This window comes from Pantoea phytobeneficialis (assembly GCF_009728735.1).
In the GTDB taxonomy this organism is placed as follows: Bacteria; Pseudomonadota; Gammaproteobacteria; order Enterobacterales; family Enterobacteriaceae; genus Pantoea; species Pantoea phytobeneficialis.
This window is the reverse complement of the sequence record NZ_CP024639.1, coordinates 141,529-160,164: the sequence shown is the minus strand read 5'-3', so window position 1 is coordinate 160,164 and position 18,636 is coordinate 141,529. Positions and strand designations below refer to the sequence as shown.

The following is an 18,636-nucleotide window of genomic DNA, read 5'->3' as shown; positions in this document are numbered from 1 at the left end:
ACCCATTTGACGCTGTGAGGAAGCATAACCTGGGAAAAAAGAATATTGCATCATAAATATTTAGTCAGGTTAAATTGATCCGCAGAGGAGATGCGCTTCCTGAACAAAAAAATGGGCCAGTGAATATCACTGACCCATTAACGTGAGCAATTACCTGCTACGTCTATTTTGATAAATTAACTTATCTGGCGCAGTTTTCCTCTGCGACGGAAATAAACAACAAGGGCAATAACGATCAGTGCGCCCACTCCGCCACCCGCGATCAGCAAATAACCCGGGATAACGGTGACATTATTGTCACGCAAGGTTTTCACCGCAGCAGCGTCAACATTATCTCCGCCGTTGCCGTATTGATTGCGCACATAGTTGGTTAACGTGGCGATCTGTGCATCGGTCAGATTGTCACCGAATCCCGGCATGACAATGTGATCCCCTGCCCCATTCTCACGGTCTATCCCATGCAGTATCACCTGCACCAGATTGTTCGGCTTATCGGAACCAACAACACTGTTTTGCGACAATGAGGGGTAGTATCTATTTTCGCCAATACCCTGCCCGGCAGTACCGTGGCAGCTCGCACAGTTACCGTTATATAACATTGCACCAGAAGGCGCAGCATCATCAATCGGCATACCACGCACATCCTGTGTGATATTGCTTTGCGCATCCTGACCGGCAGCCGAGCGGTTGCGGGAGGATGTCTGCTGTGCCGGCACACTTTTGATATAGGTCGCCAGCGCGCTCATATCTTCCGGGGTCAGGAAACGCAAGCTGTGCGAGATAACATCAGCCATACCGCCGCCGGTGGTAGCCTTGCCGGGCAGTGCCCCGGTACGTAGATATTGCATCAGATCGTCATGGCTCCAGTTGCCAATGCCCGACACTTTATCTGATGAGATGTTAAACGCCTCCCAGCCATCGACCATCGCCCCGGCGTAGGCTTTGTTACTCAGTCCCATTGCGAGGTTACGTGGTGTATGGCACTCCTCACAATGTCCAAGCGCCGTAGCGACGTATTTCCCGCGGTTCCATTCGGCAGATTGCTGCGGATCGTCTTCAAAAGGTTTGTAGTGGAAATTGATTAAATTCCACCCCTTGAGCGCCAGACGCTGGTTATACGGGAAGCCCATTTCGTTTTCCGGCGGATTATGGTTAACCCCCTGGATCGCCATAAAATACGCATACATCGCATGAATATCAGCGTCAGTCAGCTTCGAGTATGACGTGTAAGGCATGGCCGGATAGAGATTTTTCCCGTCGGCGCGGATCCCGTGTTTCAGTACATTGCTGAACTGTTGTTCCGTCCAGCGACCAATACCGGTGCTTTTGTCCGGGGTGATATTCGAAGAGTAAATCACGCCAAACGGGGTTTTGAACGCTAACCCACCGGCAAACGTCGTCCCACCGGGTGCGGTATGGCATACCTCACAGTCAGACGCTTTGCTGAGATATTCGCCCTGCCGGATTAAATCCTGCGGCGCGCCAGCGGCAAAACTTGCAGAACAGAAAAACAGGCCAGCCAGGGGAGCCATCAGTAACGATGCTCTGAGTGATAAGCGCATCATACGTGTTTACACTCCTCGATCAGTTTATCCGCCAGTCTCATCGCCAGAGCGGAGAGTGTCAGCGTACAGTTGACGGTGCCGGCGCTTGCCATCACACCACTGGAAGCGACAAACAGATTCTGGTGATCGTGTGTACGTAAATCCGCATCAACGACTGAATCATTTGCATCATTGCCCATGATCAGCGTCCCCATAATATGGTTGTTATTGAAATACTTATCATCGTGGCGAACTTCTGTGCCACCAAACAGGCTGGCAATGTGATCGAAGTGCTGATGCGCGACATCACGGGCTTTATTGATGTAATCGTTGATAAAATAATGCACGCCCGGTTTTGGAATACCGAGGGCATCTTTTCTGTCCTCAACCGCCACAATTCGGTTATTTCGGTCTGGCAGAATATCGAAAAAGGTATTCACTGCGACCCAACGCGATGCATAGTCGCGCACCATAGCGGGCAGCTCTTTACCTGAGATTCCCTTGCTTAACAGATAATTACTGACGGCCAGCATCGGAGAGTAGTTACCCAGGTTAATCTTCATGGCGGAGTATTCAGAACGGAACGCACCGTCGCGCAGGTTGTTAATGCAGCTAAGACGCATCGGGCCACGTCCCGGCCACATCGGCTCTTTGCTGAGGAAGTAAACGGATGTCCCCGGATGGTCCATCAGATGACGTCCGACGTTATCGGTGGTGTTGCCGATGCCGTTCGGGTACTTGTCACTTTTGGAGATCAGCATCAATTTCGGGGTTTCGATGGCATTGGCGGCCAGCACGAAAATTTTCCCGGTGACGCGGAAGCTTTCACCGTTCGGATCTTTGTACAGCACCGAGGTGATATTGCCCTTTTCATCGTGCTCGATTTTATAAACCACCGCGTTCGGCACCAACAGCGAGCCAGCACGTTCTGCTTTACGCAAAGCCGTCTCGCCGGTGTATTGCGCTTCAATCGGGCAGATGGGCATGCAGTTACTGTTACCGCAGCAGGCAGGACGGCCATCAAACGGTTGGGTGTTACGCGCAGCCGGTTCGGTGATCAGGTGATAGCCATTCTGATCGACCACCTTCTTGAAGGCCTTGTCAAAGTCAGACAACGGCAGCGGGGGCTGCGGATAAGGTTTACTGCGCGGGGATCCGGTATCGTCGGGACCACCAACGCCCATCTCAACTTCTGACTCGTAGTAATAGGGTTCCAGATCATCGTAGCTGATTGGCCAGTCGCGCCCGACACCATAAAGTGTTTTGAGCTTCATATCATTGGGCAATAAACGCCATGCCTGAGCCGACCAGTGCCAGGTGGTACCGCCCGCGACACGCAGGTATCCCGCCTTGTAAGGCTCCGGACCATACTGAATAAAATAGTCGTTATCCTGGGGTGAATATTGCGGGTGAGGTGCATGTTGCGTCGGTGGATAAGGTGACTGAAAATCGCCTTTGAACGGAGAATTACGGTAGTTTTCTACGATTTTCCATCTTTCGATACGCGGGCCCGCTTCCAGCATCAGGGTATCAATCCCCGCTTTCTGTAACTTTTGGGCGATCTGAGAGCCAGCAATCCCCGAGCCAACGATGACGACGGTGGCTGAATGCGTTGTTTTCATCAATTATTCTCTTACAGGCTTTTAATGACAGGCGGCTTGGCCCAGTAATGCGGTTCACCTCTGGCGTAGGTCGGGAGTACCACAACATCGGCAATGGGGGTGTACATCAGCGCATATTCATACGCGACCACTTTCGCCTCTTTACCGCTACCCACAATCCCTAATTGCCAGGCGCGTAAAATATCGGTGAACAACGTCTGGGTATTCTGATCAACACCCTGTAAAGCCTTTTGCATATCAACAGAACGCATGTCTGCATTCAGAATTTTATTAAGTGTCACTAACTGGTTTTTTAATTCTGCATTGCGACTTTGCATCAAGGTAAAAATGCGCTGCCCAAGTGCGTTATCCAGTTCGGGATAGCCGCAAATAATCTCAGAGACGGTCATAAAAGCGGTAAAAACGGGGTTTGAACGCATGCCAGCATCTATTGCCCAGGCCATCTGTCCGGGAAGTAAACTGCTGGTTGCACCGAGTACCGTGGTTGTTGCCAAAAGCTTGATGAATCGCCTTCTTCCAGCGGGACTGACGTCAGTCGACATACTCATATTAATTTGCCTTGCTTAAATTTTTAGACTTGCCTTTTTGCATCTATTGAATATTGTAATGTGCTGTAGGAGCAGCAATAAATGTCCATATTCAGAACAAACAACTAAAAAACAGACACTTAAAGTTACATTGCTTTGATTTGGTTATTGCATTGTTTTCATCCCACAACGTCGGTCAGGCAGACACATTCATGCAAAATGGTCCCCTTAGTCTTCATGTGGGTAGTATTATGATTTGATAAAAAAATGTGATCCAGATAACTACAATGTTAATTTGATAAGCAAATGCTTATGAGAAAAAGATGGCTGATACGTTAAAAAGATTAGAATATTTCACCTGTCTTGCCGAAATTGAACATTATGGCAAGGCAGCTGAGAAACTTGGAATTGCTCAATCAGCACTCAGTCAGCAAATAAAAGCACTTGAGCTGGAAGTGGGATTTCGCCTGTTTCAACCGGCCGGAAGGGGGATATGTCTCTCTGCGGCGGGCAGACATTATCACCAGAGCGTTATTGAGTTACTTGAGAATCACAAACTTGCCATTGAAAAGGCCAAAAAAGCCGCATCCGGAGAGATGGGAAAGGTCACGATAAGTCATGTGGGGACGGCCCTGCTGGATGAGAAGTTTCTCAATCTTTTAAAAGACTTCCGTAGTCATTATCCGGCGATTGAAATACAACTGATCGAACTCGCCATGCCAGAGCAACTTACCTTGCTTCGTAAGCAAAAAGTGGATTTGGCAATCATTCGTGGGCCTTATCCTTTATTACCGGAAGGAACGCTCAATTGCACATTCTCGGCGCAAAGGCTTTGTGTGGCGATGTCACCTAATCATCCCCTCGCCTCACGACAATCATTGTCAATGAAGGATCTGGAAAACGAATCCTTTGTGAGTTATCAGGAACCGGATATTCAGGGCATAAGCGGCTCGTTAATCCAACTTTCCCATCAGGCCGGATTTAATCCAAGAATAGAATGGCGAGTATCAGCGGTAAATAATAGCCTTGGCCTGGTCAATGCGTGGATGGCTGTCAGCCTGGTTCCGGAAAACATTATTTCCTATAGTATTGGGAATGTGGTTTTTCGCCCGCTGGAGGATGCTAACGCATTGACTCAGCTAATTTTTGTCTGGAATCATGATCAAACCAATCCTGTGCAGAAGTTAATGACTGATTTTTTCAGAAACTACTCGACAAAATAATACTCTGCCACGAAATGGCCAGTTCTAGCCCAATGGTTCCCGGATAACAGGAGGCTAAACATACTGGCCATATCAGCCTGTCAACCGCTGAGTACGTTATCCACAATATGATTCAAACTGCCATCATCAATAAAACGGCGCACATCGGCAAGGTCCGGGTACATTTCACGATCACTGACGCGGAAGGTGACTTTAGTTCTTATTAATTCCCACGCAGCCACTGTCGCTTTTCCCGGACGCAACGGTTTATGGAAATCCAGCGCCTGTGCCGCGCAGAGCAATTCGACACTCAATAAATCCGCCAGATTTTCAATCGCAGTCTGCACCTTACGCGCTGCCAACGCGCCTTGAGAAATATGATCTTCCTGTCCGGCCACTGTGGACAGGGTATGCACGGAGGCTGGTGCGGCAAGCGCACGATTCTCCGCCGAGAGCGCAGCAGCAATACAAGGTGAGATAGAAAATGCAGACCCTCCGCCCTCACGGCCCGAGAGAAATGCAGGCAATCCGCTCAGGTGCTGATTCACAAGCCGGTCACTTCTGGCCTGAGAAATCGTAGATAATGTGGCAACCGCAATCGCCAGATTATCCAGTGCCAGCGCAACAGGTGCCCCGTGTCCATTGCCCCCAGGTAACGCGACCAGCTCATCATCTTCCACAATGAAAATAGGATTGTCTGTCAGTGAATTGAGCTCGGTAGTCAGCACTTTCCTGCAATACGTGATTGCATCCCGAACTGCGCCGTGGACCTGAGGAATACAGCGTAAACTCAGTGCATCCTGTAGACGGTAATGCCGATGTGCATCAAGAATTTCACTGTCGGCTAAAAGCTTCAGAAGCCGATCCGCGGTTTCCAGTTGGCCGGGATGCGGGCGAAAACGGTGCAGTCGGGGATCGAATCCACTTACATTTCCGCGCATAGATTCTAAACTCATTGCCCCCGCAAGGTCGGCAAGCGCGATCAGCGCTTCGCACCGCACCAACGCGATAGCACCGAGTCCGGAGATCTCATAGGTGCCGCTGATTAATGCATGTCCTTCCCTTGGGCCGGGTTCGCGAATCGTAATACCCGCGCGTTGCATGGCTTCAGCGCCCGATAGCCATTCACCCTCAAACCATGACTCTCCATAACCAAAGACACTCAGTCCGATATGTGCTGTCGCGATCAGATAGCCCACAGATCCACCTAATGGTGCCCGCGGTGTCACGCCTTTGTTTAACATGGCGGCCATTGTTTCCAGCAATTCGGGTGAAACACCGCTCGCACCTTTCAGCATGGCGACAATAATCGTGGCCATAATGGCGCGAACATTCCAGCTATCCAGTGGGGTGCCCACGCCGCTGGCATGACTGCGTAACATGTTGAGTTGTGTTTGTCTGATTTCTTCGGGAGAAAGTTTGACACTGTACAGGTCACCAACGCCAGTCGTCAGGCCATATATGGGAATGCCACTGGTAATTGCATCCTGCATTAGCTGCTGCGTTTTTCTCATATTTTCCAGAGAACATGGGGCAAGCATCACTTTTGCACCGGCGGCAATGGCAACAATATCCTCAACCGTACACCCTTGCTCACTGAGAGTTATCATCTCTTTTTTCTTCAGCACAGCATGCATGAAATCTTTCATTTTTTTATCCAAAAATATGCAGGTGGAGAAACGCGCTCCCCACCTGCGGCGGCATTAATTTAATTTGTGTGCTTTGAGCCAGTCAGAAGCAATAACATCGTAATCATCATGATTATCGAGACGCGCATTCATCGCAATCAGATCCTGTGTCGTTAATGCCTGTGAGATGGCATTCAACGTGTCAGTTACCGTGCTATTGACCTTAGCCGAAGAAATAAGAGGGACAACGTTCTGCACCGGATTTAAATTCTGCGTGTCGTTAAGAGAAACTAAATTTCTGGTCTTAATCGAGGGATCGGTTGAGAATACACAGGCAACATTAACCTGACCGTTCACCAGCGCCGATAATGTCAGTGGGCCACAAACATCCAGCGTTTTATAGGATTTGAACTCAAGACCATAGACAGATTTCAGTCCCGGCAACCCTTCGGGACGCGTTTTCCATTCAGCCGGGCCGCCCAGTGTCATACTTTGACTGTGCGTTTTCAGGTCACCAATATCTTTCAGCTTAAACTTTTCCGCTGTTTTTTCGGTCACTGCCAGTGTCACCACGTCCTGAGCTTGCGACGGTGTCAGCATGGTGATGCCTTTGGGCAGCGCTTTTACAAGGTCACCGGCCACCTGCTCGGTCGTTTTGGCCTGTGATTTTTTATCAAAATATTGCAGCGCGGCACCGGTGTACTCAGGCATAAGATTGACCGACCCGTCAATCAGCGCGGGCATATAGACTTCGCGACTCCCAATATTCATTTTTCTTTCTACATGAATATTTTTTGCCGCCAGTGCATCCGCATAAATAGTTGCCAGGACCTGACTCTCAGGGAAGTCTGCTGAACCAATAATAATCGTTTCTGACGCTTCTGCTGCATGGGTGACCTGGCAAAAAGCGAGCGATAACAGAGATGCCGCAAATAAATGACTCAATTTCATTTAAGTTAACTCCGGTTGCGTGTAAGAATAGATGGAACGGAAGATTTTTGTGATGTTTCACGCCGTAAAATACCGGGCGAAACCACTACCCTGATTAATAATGAAAATATAAAGTCAACTAATAACGCTAAAACAGCCACTAACAATGCACCTGCGATCATTTGCTGGTAATCACTCTGCGCACGCCCATCAATAATCAATCGTCCTAAGCCACCTAAAGAGACATAAGCAGCAATGGTCGCCGTAGAGATGATCTGTAGCGTCGCACTTCGAATACCGGAGATAATTAAAGGTAACGCACAAGGTAATTCCACCGTTAACAGTAAACGCCACGGGGAATAGCCCATTCCTCTGGCCGCATCAATAACGGTACGGTCGATGCTGGTGATACCAGACCATACTCCGAGCATAACTGATGGTAACGCCAGTACGATTAAGACAATCAGGCTGGGTATAATGAAAGCCAAATCCGAGGTGAAAACCGGGCCTAAGATAATCACCAGAATAATGATCAGACCAAAAGACGGTAAAGCCCTGAGCGCGTTCGCGCACCCTATCAACACGCGTTCACCTTTCCCGGTGTGCCCGCAATAACAACCAATCGGAAAAGCCACCAGCAATGTGCACACCAGAGCAACCGCACTGTAAAGCAGATGCTGCCAAATCAGGAGCAGCAAGCCGTCATCTCCCAGCCAGTGTGAACTGTCAGCAAACCATGCAATCATGATTTTCTCCTTGCCGGTTGCCATACCACCAGCTTGTGCGTGCCATACACCACCAGGCTGTCGAGCAACAACGCCAGCAGGACACACAAAACCACACCCGCGATGATCGGCGTCAGGAACTGTAGCTGAAACCCTTGTGTAAACAGGCTGCCAAGCTGCGGCGTTCCCACCAGGGCTGCAATCGATACAATGCTCACGTTCGAGACCACCGCTACCCGAAATCCAGCGGCTATAACAGGGATCGCGACGGGAAGGTCGATCGTGAGAAACTGATGAAAGGGCTTGTATCCCAATGCGATGGCAGCCTGACGAGTATCTGGTGATACGGAATCCAGCCCATCGCATACCGTACGCACCAGCAGTGCAAAGGCATAAATCACCAGAGCGACCATCACATTAACCGTATCCAGAATGCGTGTGCCCAGAATGCCGGGGAGTAAAATAAATAACGCAAGGGAAGGAATGGTATATAACAACCCCAACAGGTTAAGCAGTACCGCTTTCAGACGGGGTAGTCGCTGAATCAGTCCGCCAGCCGGGAGCGCCAGTGCCAGGCCGATGACCACTGGTAACACGGATAACCAGAGATGCCAGAGAAACAACTGGGCTATCTGATCGCTTTGCCGTAAAAGCCAGTCAAATCTCATAGCCCCACCGCCTTGTTGCTGGCGCGCAGAACGTCCAGCACATCATCAAACCCCAGCGTTCCCATCAGTTGCTGCTCGTCATCAACAATGACACCACGCTGGCAGGGTGAACTGAGTACCGCATCTGTCAGCTGACGCAAATTGCCGGAAAGAGGCGAAAAAGTGCTCCCCAGATTGATATCACTGAGTTCAATCGTTGACTCAGTGGCCAGTTCCAGATCAAACCATCCCAGTGGTTTATTCTGTCCAGTGACCAGTATCCAGCGTCCCTGAGCCACAGCTCTGGCCCGCATGACGCTCTCACCCAGATCAACGGTGGGTTCTGTTTGCAGGGGTAATTGAGGCTGCAATGGGCTAAAGGTTAAACGACGATACCCGCGATCCCTGCCGATAAAATCGGCGACAAACGGACTCTTCGGTGAGGTCAGGAGTTCAGCCGGTGAGGCAACTTGTGCCAGTCGTCCCCCTGGCATGAGAACGGCAACCTGGTCACCCAACTTCATCGCTTCATCAATATCATGCGTGACCATGATAATGGTTTTGCCAATTTCCCTTTGCAGACGCAAAAACTCATCCTGAAGCTGCTCGCGCACAACAGGATCAACCGCGCTAAAGGGTTCATCCATCAGCATAAATTCAGGATCGGACGCCAGAGCGCGGGCAACCCCGACCCGCTGCTGTTGCCCACCGGAAAGTTGCCAGGGATAGCGATTTGCCAGCGATGCAGACAGGCCAACACGCTCCAGCAATTCCATGGCAGTTTTACGCGCCGCGTGGCGCGTTGCACCATTAAGCATGGCGGTCACTGCAATGTTATCAACGATGTTTTTATGCGGGAAAAGCCCGGCATTTTGAATAACGTAACCAATTTTTCTTCTTAATTTGACGACATCCAATTCTTCAATCGACTGATCATTAAGTAAAATTTTCCCTGATGAGTGCTCAATCAAACGATTGATCATGCGCAATGTTGTCGTCTTTCCGCATCCCGAAGGGCCGACAAGAATAGTCAACTTCCCCGTAGGCGCAGTAAAAGAAAGACGGTCCACAACCAGGGTCCCATCTTCATAATGTTTTGTGACGTTCTCGAACGAAATCATGATTAGCCTACTGCCTTATTTTTTGAGCAGCCCCTCAACTCATGCTTTCAGAGGGGCACTGTCTGATATTCAGGAAACGTTGCGTACCGATGGTTCGAATCCCTGCCTGTCAAATGCGAGGACTGTATCAAGCAGGACACTGATGCCACGAGCCAGTTGCTCCTGCGACGTCCATTCCTCCGGGCAGTGGCTTTTCCCCAGTAAACTGGGGACAAAAAGCATTGCTGCGGGTGCGAGCGTCGCCAGGAAGGCGCTGTCATGCCCTGCACCACTGGGCATAACGCGGGACAACCATCCCCGCTGCTGAGATGACTGCTGGATCAGCGACATCAACTGCGCGTTACAGAGTGTGGGTTGCGTATCCGTAAGGATGGCGAAATCCTGTAATGAAACGCCGAACTCCTGCGTTACCTGCCCGGTAATATTCCTGAGCGCATCAGCATAATCCTCCATCACCTGATGGCTGTCAGAACGAATATCAAACACCAGCCGAACTTCACCAGGCACCACATTACTGGCATTGGGAGAAGAAAAAATTTGTCCGCAGGTCACCGTGATATGATGCTCGCCAGCAGCTGATACCTCACGAGCAAGCTTATCTGCCCGCTGAATCGTATTTGCAGCGGCAACCAGGGCATCCTGTCGCATATTCATCGGCGTCGTCCCTGCGTGTGCAGCCTGACCCACCAGCGTTAGCGACAGACGTAAAATCCCTACGATGCCACTGACGATCCCAATATCTTCATGGTGTTGCTCCAGGATCTGTCCCTGCTCAATATGCAGTTCGAAGCTGGCTTTGATGTCCTTTCTGATGCTGAGTTGGTCTGGTTTCCCCCCCATTCTGCGGATTGCATCACGTAACGACTCACCGGTTTCAGGATGAAGCGTTTTCAGCAGGGCCTCATTCAGAAAGCCACTAATCCCCCGGCTACCGACGCAGGAAATACCCCACTCACTGGGTTCTTCAGCCAGATAGTCAATGATCTCAATGCTATGCCGGGGGCGATAACTGGCGTGCTTCATCGTGGCAATGCATTCGAGACCGGCAATGACTCCAGCAATACCATCAAAGCGACCGCCGCCCGGAACCGTATCGCTGTGAGAACCAATCACCAGGGTTCCGGCATCAGGTTCGGTACCATTGATACGACCGATTAGATTGCCTGCGCTGTCAATGTGCGTATCCAGACCCAGCATTTTCATCTGTTGCGTCAGCCAATTTCTGCCTGCTAGAAAGTGTTCGCTGAATGAACGTCGGGTATAGGGTTGTGCAGGATCGGTATATTGACCCAGCGTCAGCAGCCAATGCCACATACGGGAATCATTAATTAGCATTTTTCCGCCACCTCACGGCGACAATGTGGAGAGACGAACTGGCCATTACCCGGCTCAGCCGTCACGGCATTGTCGGCATAAATCCACTCACCTCTCAGCATGGTTCGTTCAACGCGATAATAGATTTCGCGCCCGTCATAGGGTGACCACGGAGAGAAGTTGTTGCCACTTTCAGCTGCTGAGTAGATATAGGGATCGCGTTTGATGATGATCAGATCGGCATCTTTGCCAGATTCCAGCGCGCCTTTACAATTGTCCAGCCGGAACAGCCGGGCAGCATTGTAGCTGAGGACTTTGGCCAGATGATGGAAAGCGATATTGCGCTGTTCAGCACCGGTAAGTGCCAGGGTTACCAGTAATTCCAGCCCTGACGCACCGGAAGCATTCTCGAACATATTCGCAGAGTTTTTACGCTCCAGTGACCAACTTACGTGGTCGGTCGAAAGGACCGTAATATTCCCTTTTTCGAGATGCTGCCACAGCGCTTCACGTTCTGCCTTTTGCCGCACCGGGGGATTAATTTTTGCTTTCCCCACCAACCGGGCCACATCCTCTTCTTCACTCAGAGTTAAATAATGCAGGCAGGTTTCGACCGTCACGTCGTACCCCAGATCGCGATAGCTTTTGCATAATTCAATACCACGACCATTAGAGCAATGGACAATATGCGCACGACACCCCGTTTCCGCGCCTAATTCATACACTTCCGCACTGGCAATATTTTCAGTGTAACGTGGACGTGAAAGATTATGCGCACGATAGTCGGTGATATTTTCCTGCTTTAATTTTTCAATTAGATATTTTACGGATTCATCATTCTCATTATGCACACCAGCAATCAAGCCGAGTTTAGCTATTTCACTAAAACACTCATACAACATATGAGGAGCAATACGTGGAAAACGCTGGGCATCCGTACCAAAACTTGAGAATTTGAAGCCTATCGCGCCAGCCTGAGCCATGGCTTCCAGGTGCTGCTTCCCTTCCTCCGGATGCACAGTGCCATACAACGCAAAATCAACTCTTACCTGCTCTTCTGCTTCTTTTCTTTTGAGGTTGAATAGCTCTTCATTACAGATAAGTCGACCTGCATCATATGGCATATCGACAATGGTGGTCACACCACCAGCGGCAGCCGCCTTGGTTGACCAGATAAAATCCTCATTGCCTTTCTGGCTACGACTATGAACCTGAGCATCAATCGCACCCGGAAAAATATAACTGCCACGGTAATCGATGAGATCATTGGTTTGGGGCAATGATTGCCCCCTTTCACCTACCGCAACCACCAGGCCATTGCTGATCGCGACAAAGCCATCTTCAATAATTTTATCGGAAAGAACCACAGTACCTAAAATGATTTTTTCACATGCAAAGTCATTCAAAGACATATTAATCTTACCTGTAGTAAATTAAATAAACATCACTCCCTGCACCTCGGACAAGATATTGCAGTGGAAGATTATAAGTAGTCGGGCAACCTGAAGTTTCAATAACCCGCTCTGGCTAATTCCTCATAAAAAGATCATGGAAATTCGCAGGAACATTTATTCTTTAACATTCTGACATCGCCTTAATATCTGTGGTGGCGTGAACGCGGTGATTTCTGGCAATCGCGAAATATAACGCTCAATCTCAACCAACAAAGAATTACAACTCGGCCCCTGTGAAAGTCGGGAGCTTCCCTTGTCCTGTGTCAGTACATTGGGATTACCCTGTTTATCCAGACACTCCCCATCCTGATATAAAGGATCAAACCAGGCACCTGTCGGGAGCTGCGCTACACCCGGCATCATGGCATCACTGAGTTTTACACCGGCCAGGCACTGCCCACGGGAGTTAAAAATCCGCACAACATCACCCGCAACAATCCCTCTGTGCTGCGCATCCAGCGGATGCATCAACAGCCGGTTTCTTCCGTGGATTTTTGCTGACTGGCTCACCTTGCCGTGGTCGTATTGACTGTGCAATTTATCCGCTGGCTGCGGCGACAACAGATGAATCGGATAGGTGCGCGCCAGCGGCGCCCCCAACCACTCCTCGGGTTCCCGCCAGACCGCATGCCCAGGGCACTCCGTATAGCCATAATCGGCAACCGGTTGTGAATAGAGTTCAATACGTCCTGATGCTGTCATCAGGGGGCAACGCGCAGGATCTGCCCTGAAATCCTCCAGAAGATTGTAATGGCTTGCTGGCTGGGCAAAGGTCACCACCTCTTCCTGCCAGAACTGGTCAAACGGCGGCAGAAGGGGATTCCTTTTACGGGATTGTTCATACAAATCCTCCACCCACTCCTCAGCGGTCCGGCCCAGGGTAAAGTTTTCTTCTATGCCGAGTTGCTGCGCAATAGATTGAAAAATATGATAATCATCACGCGCTTCCCTGAAGGCAGGGAGCGCTTTTTTCATGGCAACAATCGTGTTATCACGATTTACCAGCGCGATGTCATTGCGTTCAAATGAAGTCGTGACGGGCAGGATGATATCGCCATGCCGAGCGGTCGCGTTCCAGAACGGCTCCTGAACAATGATGGTTTCCGGCTGTTGCCACGCCTTAACCAGCCGATTGAGATCCTGATGGTGGTGAAAAGGATTGCCACCGGCCCAGTACACCAGTCGGATGTCCGGATAACGCCGGGTCATGCCGTTGAAGTCATACTCATCACCCGGAGCCAGAAGCATGTCTGCCAGACGCGCAACCGGGATGCTTTCAGCAACCGGATTTTTACCCTGAGGCAGACTGGGCCAACGATAACCCAGCTCATTTTGTCCGACGCCATTCAGACAGGCATAACCAAAGCCGAATCCCCCCCCTGGCAGCCCAATATCACCGGATAGCGCTGCCAGGGTGACAGCCGCCCAGTAAGGTTGCTCGCCGAACTCTGCTCGCTGAATCGCCCAATTAACCATGACCATCGTACGGTGCGAGGCGATTAGATCGGCCAGTTCTCTAATTTTGGCTTCCGGGATCTGGCAGATAGCCGCCGCCCATGCGGCGTCTTTCACAATGCCATCGTTATCACCCCGCAAATAAGCTGAAATCTGCTCAAATCCGACGGTGAATCGCTCGATAAACGCCTTATCGTAACGTTGCTGCTGAATCAGCTCGTAGCACAATGCCAGGAGTAATGCGCTATCCGTGGTGGGTCGCAGCGGTAACCACTCAGAAGGGATGTTCTCTGGCATATCATCGCGACAGGGGGAGAGATTAATAAATCGCACGCCCTGCTCCACAGCACGTTGCAGGGATGCATTGTGCAGATGTCTGCCAACGCCCCCCCCCTGAATCTGACTGTTACGCCCTGGTAGACCGCCAAACGCCAGCACCAGCTCACCGTGACTGGCGATCTGTTCCCAGGTGGTGTAGTGGCTGACCAGACCATATTGGTTGCCAATGATATACGGCAGCACCACTTCACCCGCCGCTGACGAATAGGTGTTCTCTGAACTCGTGTACCCGCCGATCAGATTCAGAAAGCGATGAATCTGGCTTTGCGCATGGTGAAAACGCCCTGCGCTTGCCCAGCCATAGGAACCCGCATAAATAGCCTGATTCCCATATTGTTGCCGTACCCGATCCAGTTCGGCTGCCACGATCCCCAGCGCCTCATCCCAGGAAACCTCAATAAACGCATCTCTGCCGCGCGGGGTAGCTTCTCTGGATGTCTTATCCAGCCACCCTTTACGAATCAAAGGACGGGCGATACGCACCGGCCCGTCGATCGCCCCTGGCAGTGATTGACCAATTGGTGAAGGTTCCGGGTCTTCCGCCCACGGTTTAACCGCAACGAGGGCCGAATTCTCAATATGAAGCTCGTAAATACCCCAGTGGGTTGAAGTCAGGATTTTACGTTCTGGCGAGAGTGACATGACCGTTAATCCTTAAACTGCGCAGAGATACCCAGCCCCGACTCGCGGGCAAGGTCTACCGCAGTTTCATACCCGGCACTGGCGTGACGCAGAATACCGATGCCGGTATCATTATCCATCACCCGCGATAACCGCTCCGCCGCATCCTGATCCCCGGTCGCTACCGTGGTCACTCCTGCCGAGACCCCCCAGTTACCTAAAGAGTGAACGGCCACCAGATCGGCACCTGACCCGCAGTTCAGTAAGGCATTCAGGATTGGCCAGTCGGCAATCGCATCCGAACCGTCAGACATATTTTCAGTTTCACGGTGCGGCAAGGTGGCAGATCCAGAATCAAGATGATCACGCGTGAAGGCAATCGGTCCAATCTTACCCTCCGCCACCAGTTGATTGACGGCCAGCGCCAGTTTCTTGCGTTCGCCATATCCCATCCAGCCGATACGCGCTGGCAGGCCGGTGAACTGAACGTTATCTCTGGCGGTTTTTATCCAGTCGACAATCCGCTGGTTGCCCGGAAACAATTCCAGCACCAGACCATCAATTTTATAAATGTCCTGAGGATCGCCACTTACTGCAATCCAACGGAAGGGGCCAATCCCCTGACAGAAAAGTGGACGGATAAACATTTCAATAAACGAACGAATTTCAAAGGCCGCACTGACCCCGGCTTCACTCGCATATTTTCGGAGATTATTCCCGTACTCAAAAACGATGGCTCCACGTTCCTGCAACGTCAGCATCGCTGAAACATGCTGCCTGATGGTTGCGTAGGACAAAGCCTTCAGTTTTTCAGGATCCGATTGGCGTAAGCTCACGACGTCTTCTTTTGTCACGCCAAGCGGGAAATAGCCGTTTACCGGTTCAGCAATCGTCTGATCGGTGACGATATCCGGTGTCAGACCGCGTTCAACCAGCACAGTTAAAACTTCAGCAATATTTCCAACCAGCCCTACTGAGATGCCTTTTCCTGCACGTTGAGCATTGGCGCACAGAGCAAGCGCTTCATCCAGCTCATATGTCAGGACCTGGCAATAACCGCTGTCCAGCCGACGCTGGATTTTGTTTTCGTCAACCTCAACCACCAGGGTGGCCGCACCGGCGAGCTGTCCGGCAAGGGGTTGCGCACCACTCATGCCGCCACATCCTCCTGTAACAATCAGCCGCCCCGCCAGACTGCCCGAGAAATGTTCACGCGCCGCAGACATGAATGTCTCATAGGTGCCCTGCAAAATGCCCTGGCTACCAATATATTGCCAGGCGGCAGCCGTCATCCCCGGCATAACGGTGAGTCCCGCCCGCTCAAGCTTGCGATAATCATCGTCCCCCGCCCATCCGCCAACCACATTGCCGTTAGCCATTAACACGACAGGCGTGGTGTTTTGTGATGGAAAAATCCCCACAGGTTTACCCGATTGCATCACCAGGGTCTGGTTGCTTTCGAGACGCTTAAGCGCATCGACCGTCTGGTCAAAACTCACCCAGTCTCGTGCCGCTTTCGCCCAGGCCATGTAGATCACCAGTTGATCGGGGTTCTCAGCATTCTCAAGATTATTTTCCAGCATTCTGAGAATGGCTTCCTGGCGCCATCCTTTACACCGGAGTTCGCTACCCCGCTGGGCAGTAATCTTACGTGACATAATTAATATCCTGAACAATCGAAAAAGTTAACCCATTAACTACCTGATGAAAAAGTAATGACGCAGAATAAGCATCAGGCGTTCACAATATTTTCGTAACCAGGGATATCTTTAAAATCTTTCAACCAGCGCTGGATCGATGGCCACTCATTTAATACATATCCACCTTCTTCAGCCATCGAAATATAAGGATAGAGGCTAAAATCGGCCACACTCAGGCTTTCACCCGCAATCCAGGTATTCTTTTCGAGACACTTATCTACATGGGTAAGGGCGGGTTTACCTAATTCCATATAATGAGAAATAATATCCTGGTGCTTTTCACGTTGATTGATCATGGTATAAAAGCGTGGGTACGCCAAAAAGCGCAGCAAATCCGCTTGTTCGAAGAACAACCATGCATTGATTTTGCACCGTAATACGGGATCGACAGGTAATAAAGAAGTGCCCTCGGCAAAATAGAGCAGTATGGCGTTAGACTCATTCAGGAAGCGTCCGTCTGCAAGCTCCACAGCGGGAATGCGAGCAAAGGGGTTAATTTTTTTAAAGGCGTCTTCTTTATGCTTTCCTTCGGCCAGATTAAGCGTTTCCCTTACATAAGGGATCTGTAAAAAGTTCAGCATCAATCTAATTTTCCATGCATTGCCTGAAAGTTTGCTGTCATACAACTTGATCATAAAACGCCCTATTAATTCGATTTAATATAAGAATAAAGTTCAACACCAAGTCCCTGTTCTATTTCTGTAAATACAACCGGGTCAATAGCACCTTTGCCAAGCGGAAACTGAGAATGATGCGCAATAATAATGCTGACTTCCTGTCCTTCCGACATCGTTGAAATAGCAATCGGGTCACCCGTGCGAGCATCAACTGAACCAATCATGTCTGGAAAAGTCGCCACGCGAGTCCCTTCTTTATCCGCCGTCATAAATTCGTTATAGACACCCAGAGTGAGAGTTTCACTGCCATTACTGACCGTGACATAACCGATGTCGAATCCGTCTTTATAATCCACATCATTTTTTATTACTCTGCCGCTGATAATCACTTCGCCTCCCATAAATGAGGCTGCTGCCGTGGCACGGTTCAGACCCGGCTCCGCTGACAACATGGCTTCTCCCAGCTCAATTTGAAATGAAATAGCACCAGAAGCACCATTTTCTGCAATAAAATCAGGTTTATATGGCCCTCTGGCGGAGGCAACCAGTCCCCCGCTTATTGTGGCGCAATGTCGCATCACCTGGGATGTTTTAACCAAATTCCCTTCCGCGACCACGGAGATTTTTGATCCTGTTGAGGCATATCCTGCCTGAGCAACCTGCACAATTGAAATATCCGGTCGGGATGCTAACCCCATCCCACCCATTTTCACTGTCGGGTGACCACGACCATTTGCCGCTGCATCAATATAGGGGACATCTAATGCCGCGGCGACAAGCCAGCCATTAAATCCCGGTACATGTCCACACATGATACCGACAGGTTTACTACCGAGTTTTTCAATTAATGAATCTGCGGCACTAATATGATCTTTTAACACCAATTCAGGTTTTGCAAAACCTGGTGCACCCACTGATGTCGAAATTAACACATACCCTTCATCGTCTATTTCATCAAGTTTTGCAAGACGGATGGTGTTAAGACCGAGAGCCACTTCAGCAGCCAAATCGTGTTTTTCTAACGAGTTATTAACACCACTTCCACCGGCGGAGAGCAGCAAGCCACCATACATTGCCGGGAGGACATCTTTAACACTAAGGTCTCTCATTTATCAATCACCATGACAGTACAATTTATTAATAAGCTTATTTAAAAATAAAATAAGTCGATATTTATAGTTAGCTGCAAG

At 50.1% G+C, this 18,636-nt stretch carries 15 protein-coding genes; 1 reads left to right on the top strand and 14 read right to left on the bottom strand.

Going from position 1 to position 18,636, the window contains the following annotated elements; genetic code table 11:
• Positions 1 to 176: 176 nt before the first annotated feature.
• Genes CTZ24_RS24730 through CTZ24_RS24720 form a run of 3 tightly spaced genes read right to left on the bottom strand, consistent with a single transcriptional unit; the run spans position 177 to position 3,714 of the window.
• Positions 177 to 1,565, bottom strand: a complete 1,389-nt coding sequence (locus CTZ24_RS24730) for a c-type cytochrome (protein WP_208726881.1) — start codon at positions 1,563 to 1,565, stop codon at positions 177 to 179.
• Positions 1,562 to 3,166 carry a GMC family oxidoreductase gene (locus tag CTZ24_RS24725; protein WP_208726880.1) on the bottom strand — a complete coding sequence of 535 codons (1,605 nt, stop codon included), beginning with the start codon at positions 3,164 to 3,166 and terminating at the stop codon, positions 1,562 to 1,564. The genes CTZ24_RS24730 and CTZ24_RS24725 overlap by 4 nt, the downstream gene beginning before the upstream one ends.
• Before the next feature lie 11 nt (positions 3,167 to 3,177).
• A complete protein-coding gene (locus CTZ24_RS24720; protein WP_036625989.1) occupies positions 3,178 to 3,714 on the bottom strand; it encodes a sugar dehydrogenase complex small subunit in 537 nt (178 codons plus the stop codon).
• Between the two features lie 302 nt (positions 3,715 to 4,016).
• On the opposite strand from CTZ24_RS24720, the gene CTZ24_RS24715 reads away from it, so the two are divergent.
• A complete protein-coding gene (locus CTZ24_RS24715) occupies positions 4,017 to 4,916 on the top strand; it encodes a LysR substrate-binding domain-containing protein (protein ID WP_208726879.1) in 900 nt (299 codons plus the stop codon).
• Positions 4,917 to 4,996: 80 nt separating this feature from the next.
• Here CTZ24_RS24715 and CTZ24_RS24710 read toward each other — a convergent pair whose 3' ends face one another.
• The 11 genes from CTZ24_RS24710 to CTZ24_RS24660 all read right to left on the bottom strand — a co-directional run bounded on the left by CTZ24_RS24710 (position 4,997) and on the right by CTZ24_RS24660 (position 18,555).
• Positions 4,997 to 6,532: an HAL/PAL/TAL family ammonia-lyase gene (locus tag CTZ24_RS24710; protein WP_437180295.1), complete on the bottom strand. Its 1,536-nt coding sequence runs from the start codon at positions 6,530 to 6,532 to the stop codon at positions 4,997 to 4,999.
• 66 nt (positions 6,533 to 6,598) lie between these two features.
• A complete protein-coding gene (locus tag CTZ24_RS24705; RefSeq protein ID WP_021183877.1) occupies positions 6,599 to 7,474 on the bottom strand; it encodes an ABC transporter substrate-binding protein in 876 nt (291 codons plus the stop codon).
• Between the two features lie 5 nt (positions 7,475 to 7,479).
• Positions 7,480 to 8,199 carry an ABC transporter permease gene (locus CTZ24_RS24700; protein ID WP_208726878.1) on the bottom strand — a complete coding sequence of 240 codons (720 nt, stop codon included), beginning with the start codon at positions 8,197 to 8,199 and terminating at the stop codon, positions 7,480 to 7,482.
• Positions 8,196 to 8,846, bottom strand: a complete 651-nt coding sequence (locus tag CTZ24_RS24695; RefSeq protein WP_208726877.1) for an ABC transporter permease — start codon at positions 8,844 to 8,846, stop codon at positions 8,196 to 8,198. Before CTZ24_RS24695 ends, CTZ24_RS24700 begins: the two co-directional genes overlap by 4 nt.
• On the bottom strand, positions 8,843 to 9,946 hold the full coding sequence (locus CTZ24_RS24690; RefSeq protein ID WP_208726876.1) for an ABC transporter ATP-binding protein: 1,104 nt from the start codon (positions 9,944 to 9,946) through the stop codon (positions 8,843 to 8,845). Before CTZ24_RS24690 ends, CTZ24_RS24695 begins: the two co-directional genes overlap by 4 nt.
• Before the next feature lie 69 nt (positions 9,947 to 10,015).
• Positions 10,016 to 11,281: an N-carbamyl-l-glutamate amidohydrolase ErtE gene (ertE, locus tag CTZ24_RS24685; RefSeq protein WP_208726875.1), complete on the bottom strand. Its 1,266-nt coding sequence runs from the start codon at positions 11,279 to 11,281 to the stop codon at positions 10,016 to 10,018.
• The gene (gene ertD, locus CTZ24_RS24680; protein ID WP_303464571.1) at positions 11,275 to 12,672 is read right to left on the bottom strand and encodes a hydantoin-5-propionate amidohydrolase; all 1,398 of its coding nucleotides are present in this window, start codon (positions 12,670 to 12,672) and stop codon (positions 11,275 to 11,277) included. The genes ertE and ertD overlap by 7 nt, the downstream gene beginning before the upstream one ends.
• Positions 12,673 to 12,828: 156 nt before the next feature.
• Positions 12,829 to 15,150 (bottom strand): molybdopterin-dependent oxidoreductase, encoded by a 2,322-nt coding sequence (locus CTZ24_RS24675; RefSeq protein WP_208727064.1) that lies wholly within the window; start codon positions 15,148 to 15,150, stop codon positions 12,829 to 12,831.
• A 5-nt stretch (positions 15,151 to 15,155) separates the two neighbouring features.
• The gene (locus tag CTZ24_RS24670; protein ID WP_303464570.1) at positions 15,156 to 16,787 is read right to left on the bottom strand and encodes an S-methyl thiourocanate hydratase; all 1,632 of its coding nucleotides are present in this window, start codon (positions 16,785 to 16,787) and stop codon (positions 15,156 to 15,158) included.
• A 74-nt stretch (positions 16,788 to 16,861) separates the two neighbouring features.
• Entirely contained in the window at positions 16,862 to 17,464 is a 603-nt protein-coding gene (locus CTZ24_RS24665) for a glutathione S-transferase family protein (protein ID WP_208727063.1), read from the bottom strand.
• A gap of 11 nt (positions 17,465 to 17,475) precedes the next feature.
• Complete coding sequence (locus CTZ24_RS24660) at positions 17,476 to 18,555, bottom strand: S-methyl thiohydantoin desulfurase (RefSeq protein ID WP_208727062.1); 1,080 nt, start codon at positions 18,553 to 18,555, stop codon at positions 17,476 to 17,478.
• Between the last annotated feature and the right edge of the window lie 81 nt (positions 18,556 to 18,636).

Coding starts and splice junctions, on each gene's coding strand:
- CTZ24_RS24730 (WP_208726881.1), bottom strand. CDS start 1,565: ATGATGCGCTTATCACTCAGAGCATCGTTACTGATGGCTCCCCTGGCT.
- CTZ24_RS24725 (WP_208726880.1), bottom strand. CDS start 3,166: ATGAAAACAACGCATTCAGCCACCGTCGTCATCGTTGGCTCGGGGATT.
- CTZ24_RS24720 (WP_036625989.1), bottom strand. CDS start 3,714: ATGAGTATGTCGACTGACGTCAGTCCCGCTGGAAGAAGGCGATTCATC.
- CTZ24_RS24715 (WP_208726879.1), top strand. CDS start 4,017: ATGGCTGATACGTTAAAAAGATTAGAATATTTCACCTGTCTTGCCGAA.
- CTZ24_RS24710 (WP_437180295.1), bottom strand. CDS start 6,532: ATGCATGCTGTGCTGAAGAAAAAAGAGATGATAACTCTCAGTGAGCAA.
- CTZ24_RS24705 (WP_021183877.1), bottom strand. CDS start 7,474: ATGAAATTGAGTCATTTATTTGCGGCATCTCTGTTATCGCTCGCTTTT.
- CTZ24_RS24700 (WP_208726878.1), bottom strand. CDS start 8,199: ATGATTGCATGGTTTGCTGACAGTTCACACTGGCTGGGAGATGACGGC.
- CTZ24_RS24695 (WP_208726877.1), bottom strand. CDS start 8,846: ATGAGATTTGACTGGCTTTTACGGCAAAGCGATCAGATAGCCCAGTTG.
- CTZ24_RS24690 (WP_208726876.1), bottom strand. CDS start 9,946: ATGATTTCGTTCGAGAACGTCACAAAACATTATGAAGATGGGACCCTG.
- ertE (WP_208726875.1), bottom strand. CDS start 11,281: ATGCTAATTAATGATTCCCGTATGTGGCATTGGCTGCTGACGCTGGGT.
- ertD (WP_303464571.1), bottom strand. CDS start 12,672: ATGTCTTTGAATGACTTTGCATGTGAAAAAATCATTTTAGGTACTGTG.
- CTZ24_RS24675 (WP_208727064.1), bottom strand. CDS start 15,150: ATGTCACTCTCGCCAGAACGTAAAATCCTGACTTCAACCCACTGGGGT.
- CTZ24_RS24670 (WP_303464570.1), bottom strand. CDS start 16,787: ATGTCACGTAAGATTACTGCCCAGCGGGGTAGCGAACTCCGGTGTAAA.
- CTZ24_RS24665 (WP_208727063.1), bottom strand. CDS start 17,464: ATGATCAAGTTGTATGACAGCAAACTTTCAGGCAATGCATGGAAAATT.
- CTZ24_RS24660 (WP_208727062.1), bottom strand. CDS start 18,555: ATGAGAGACCTTAGTGTTAAAGATGTCCTCCCGGCAATGTATGGTGGC.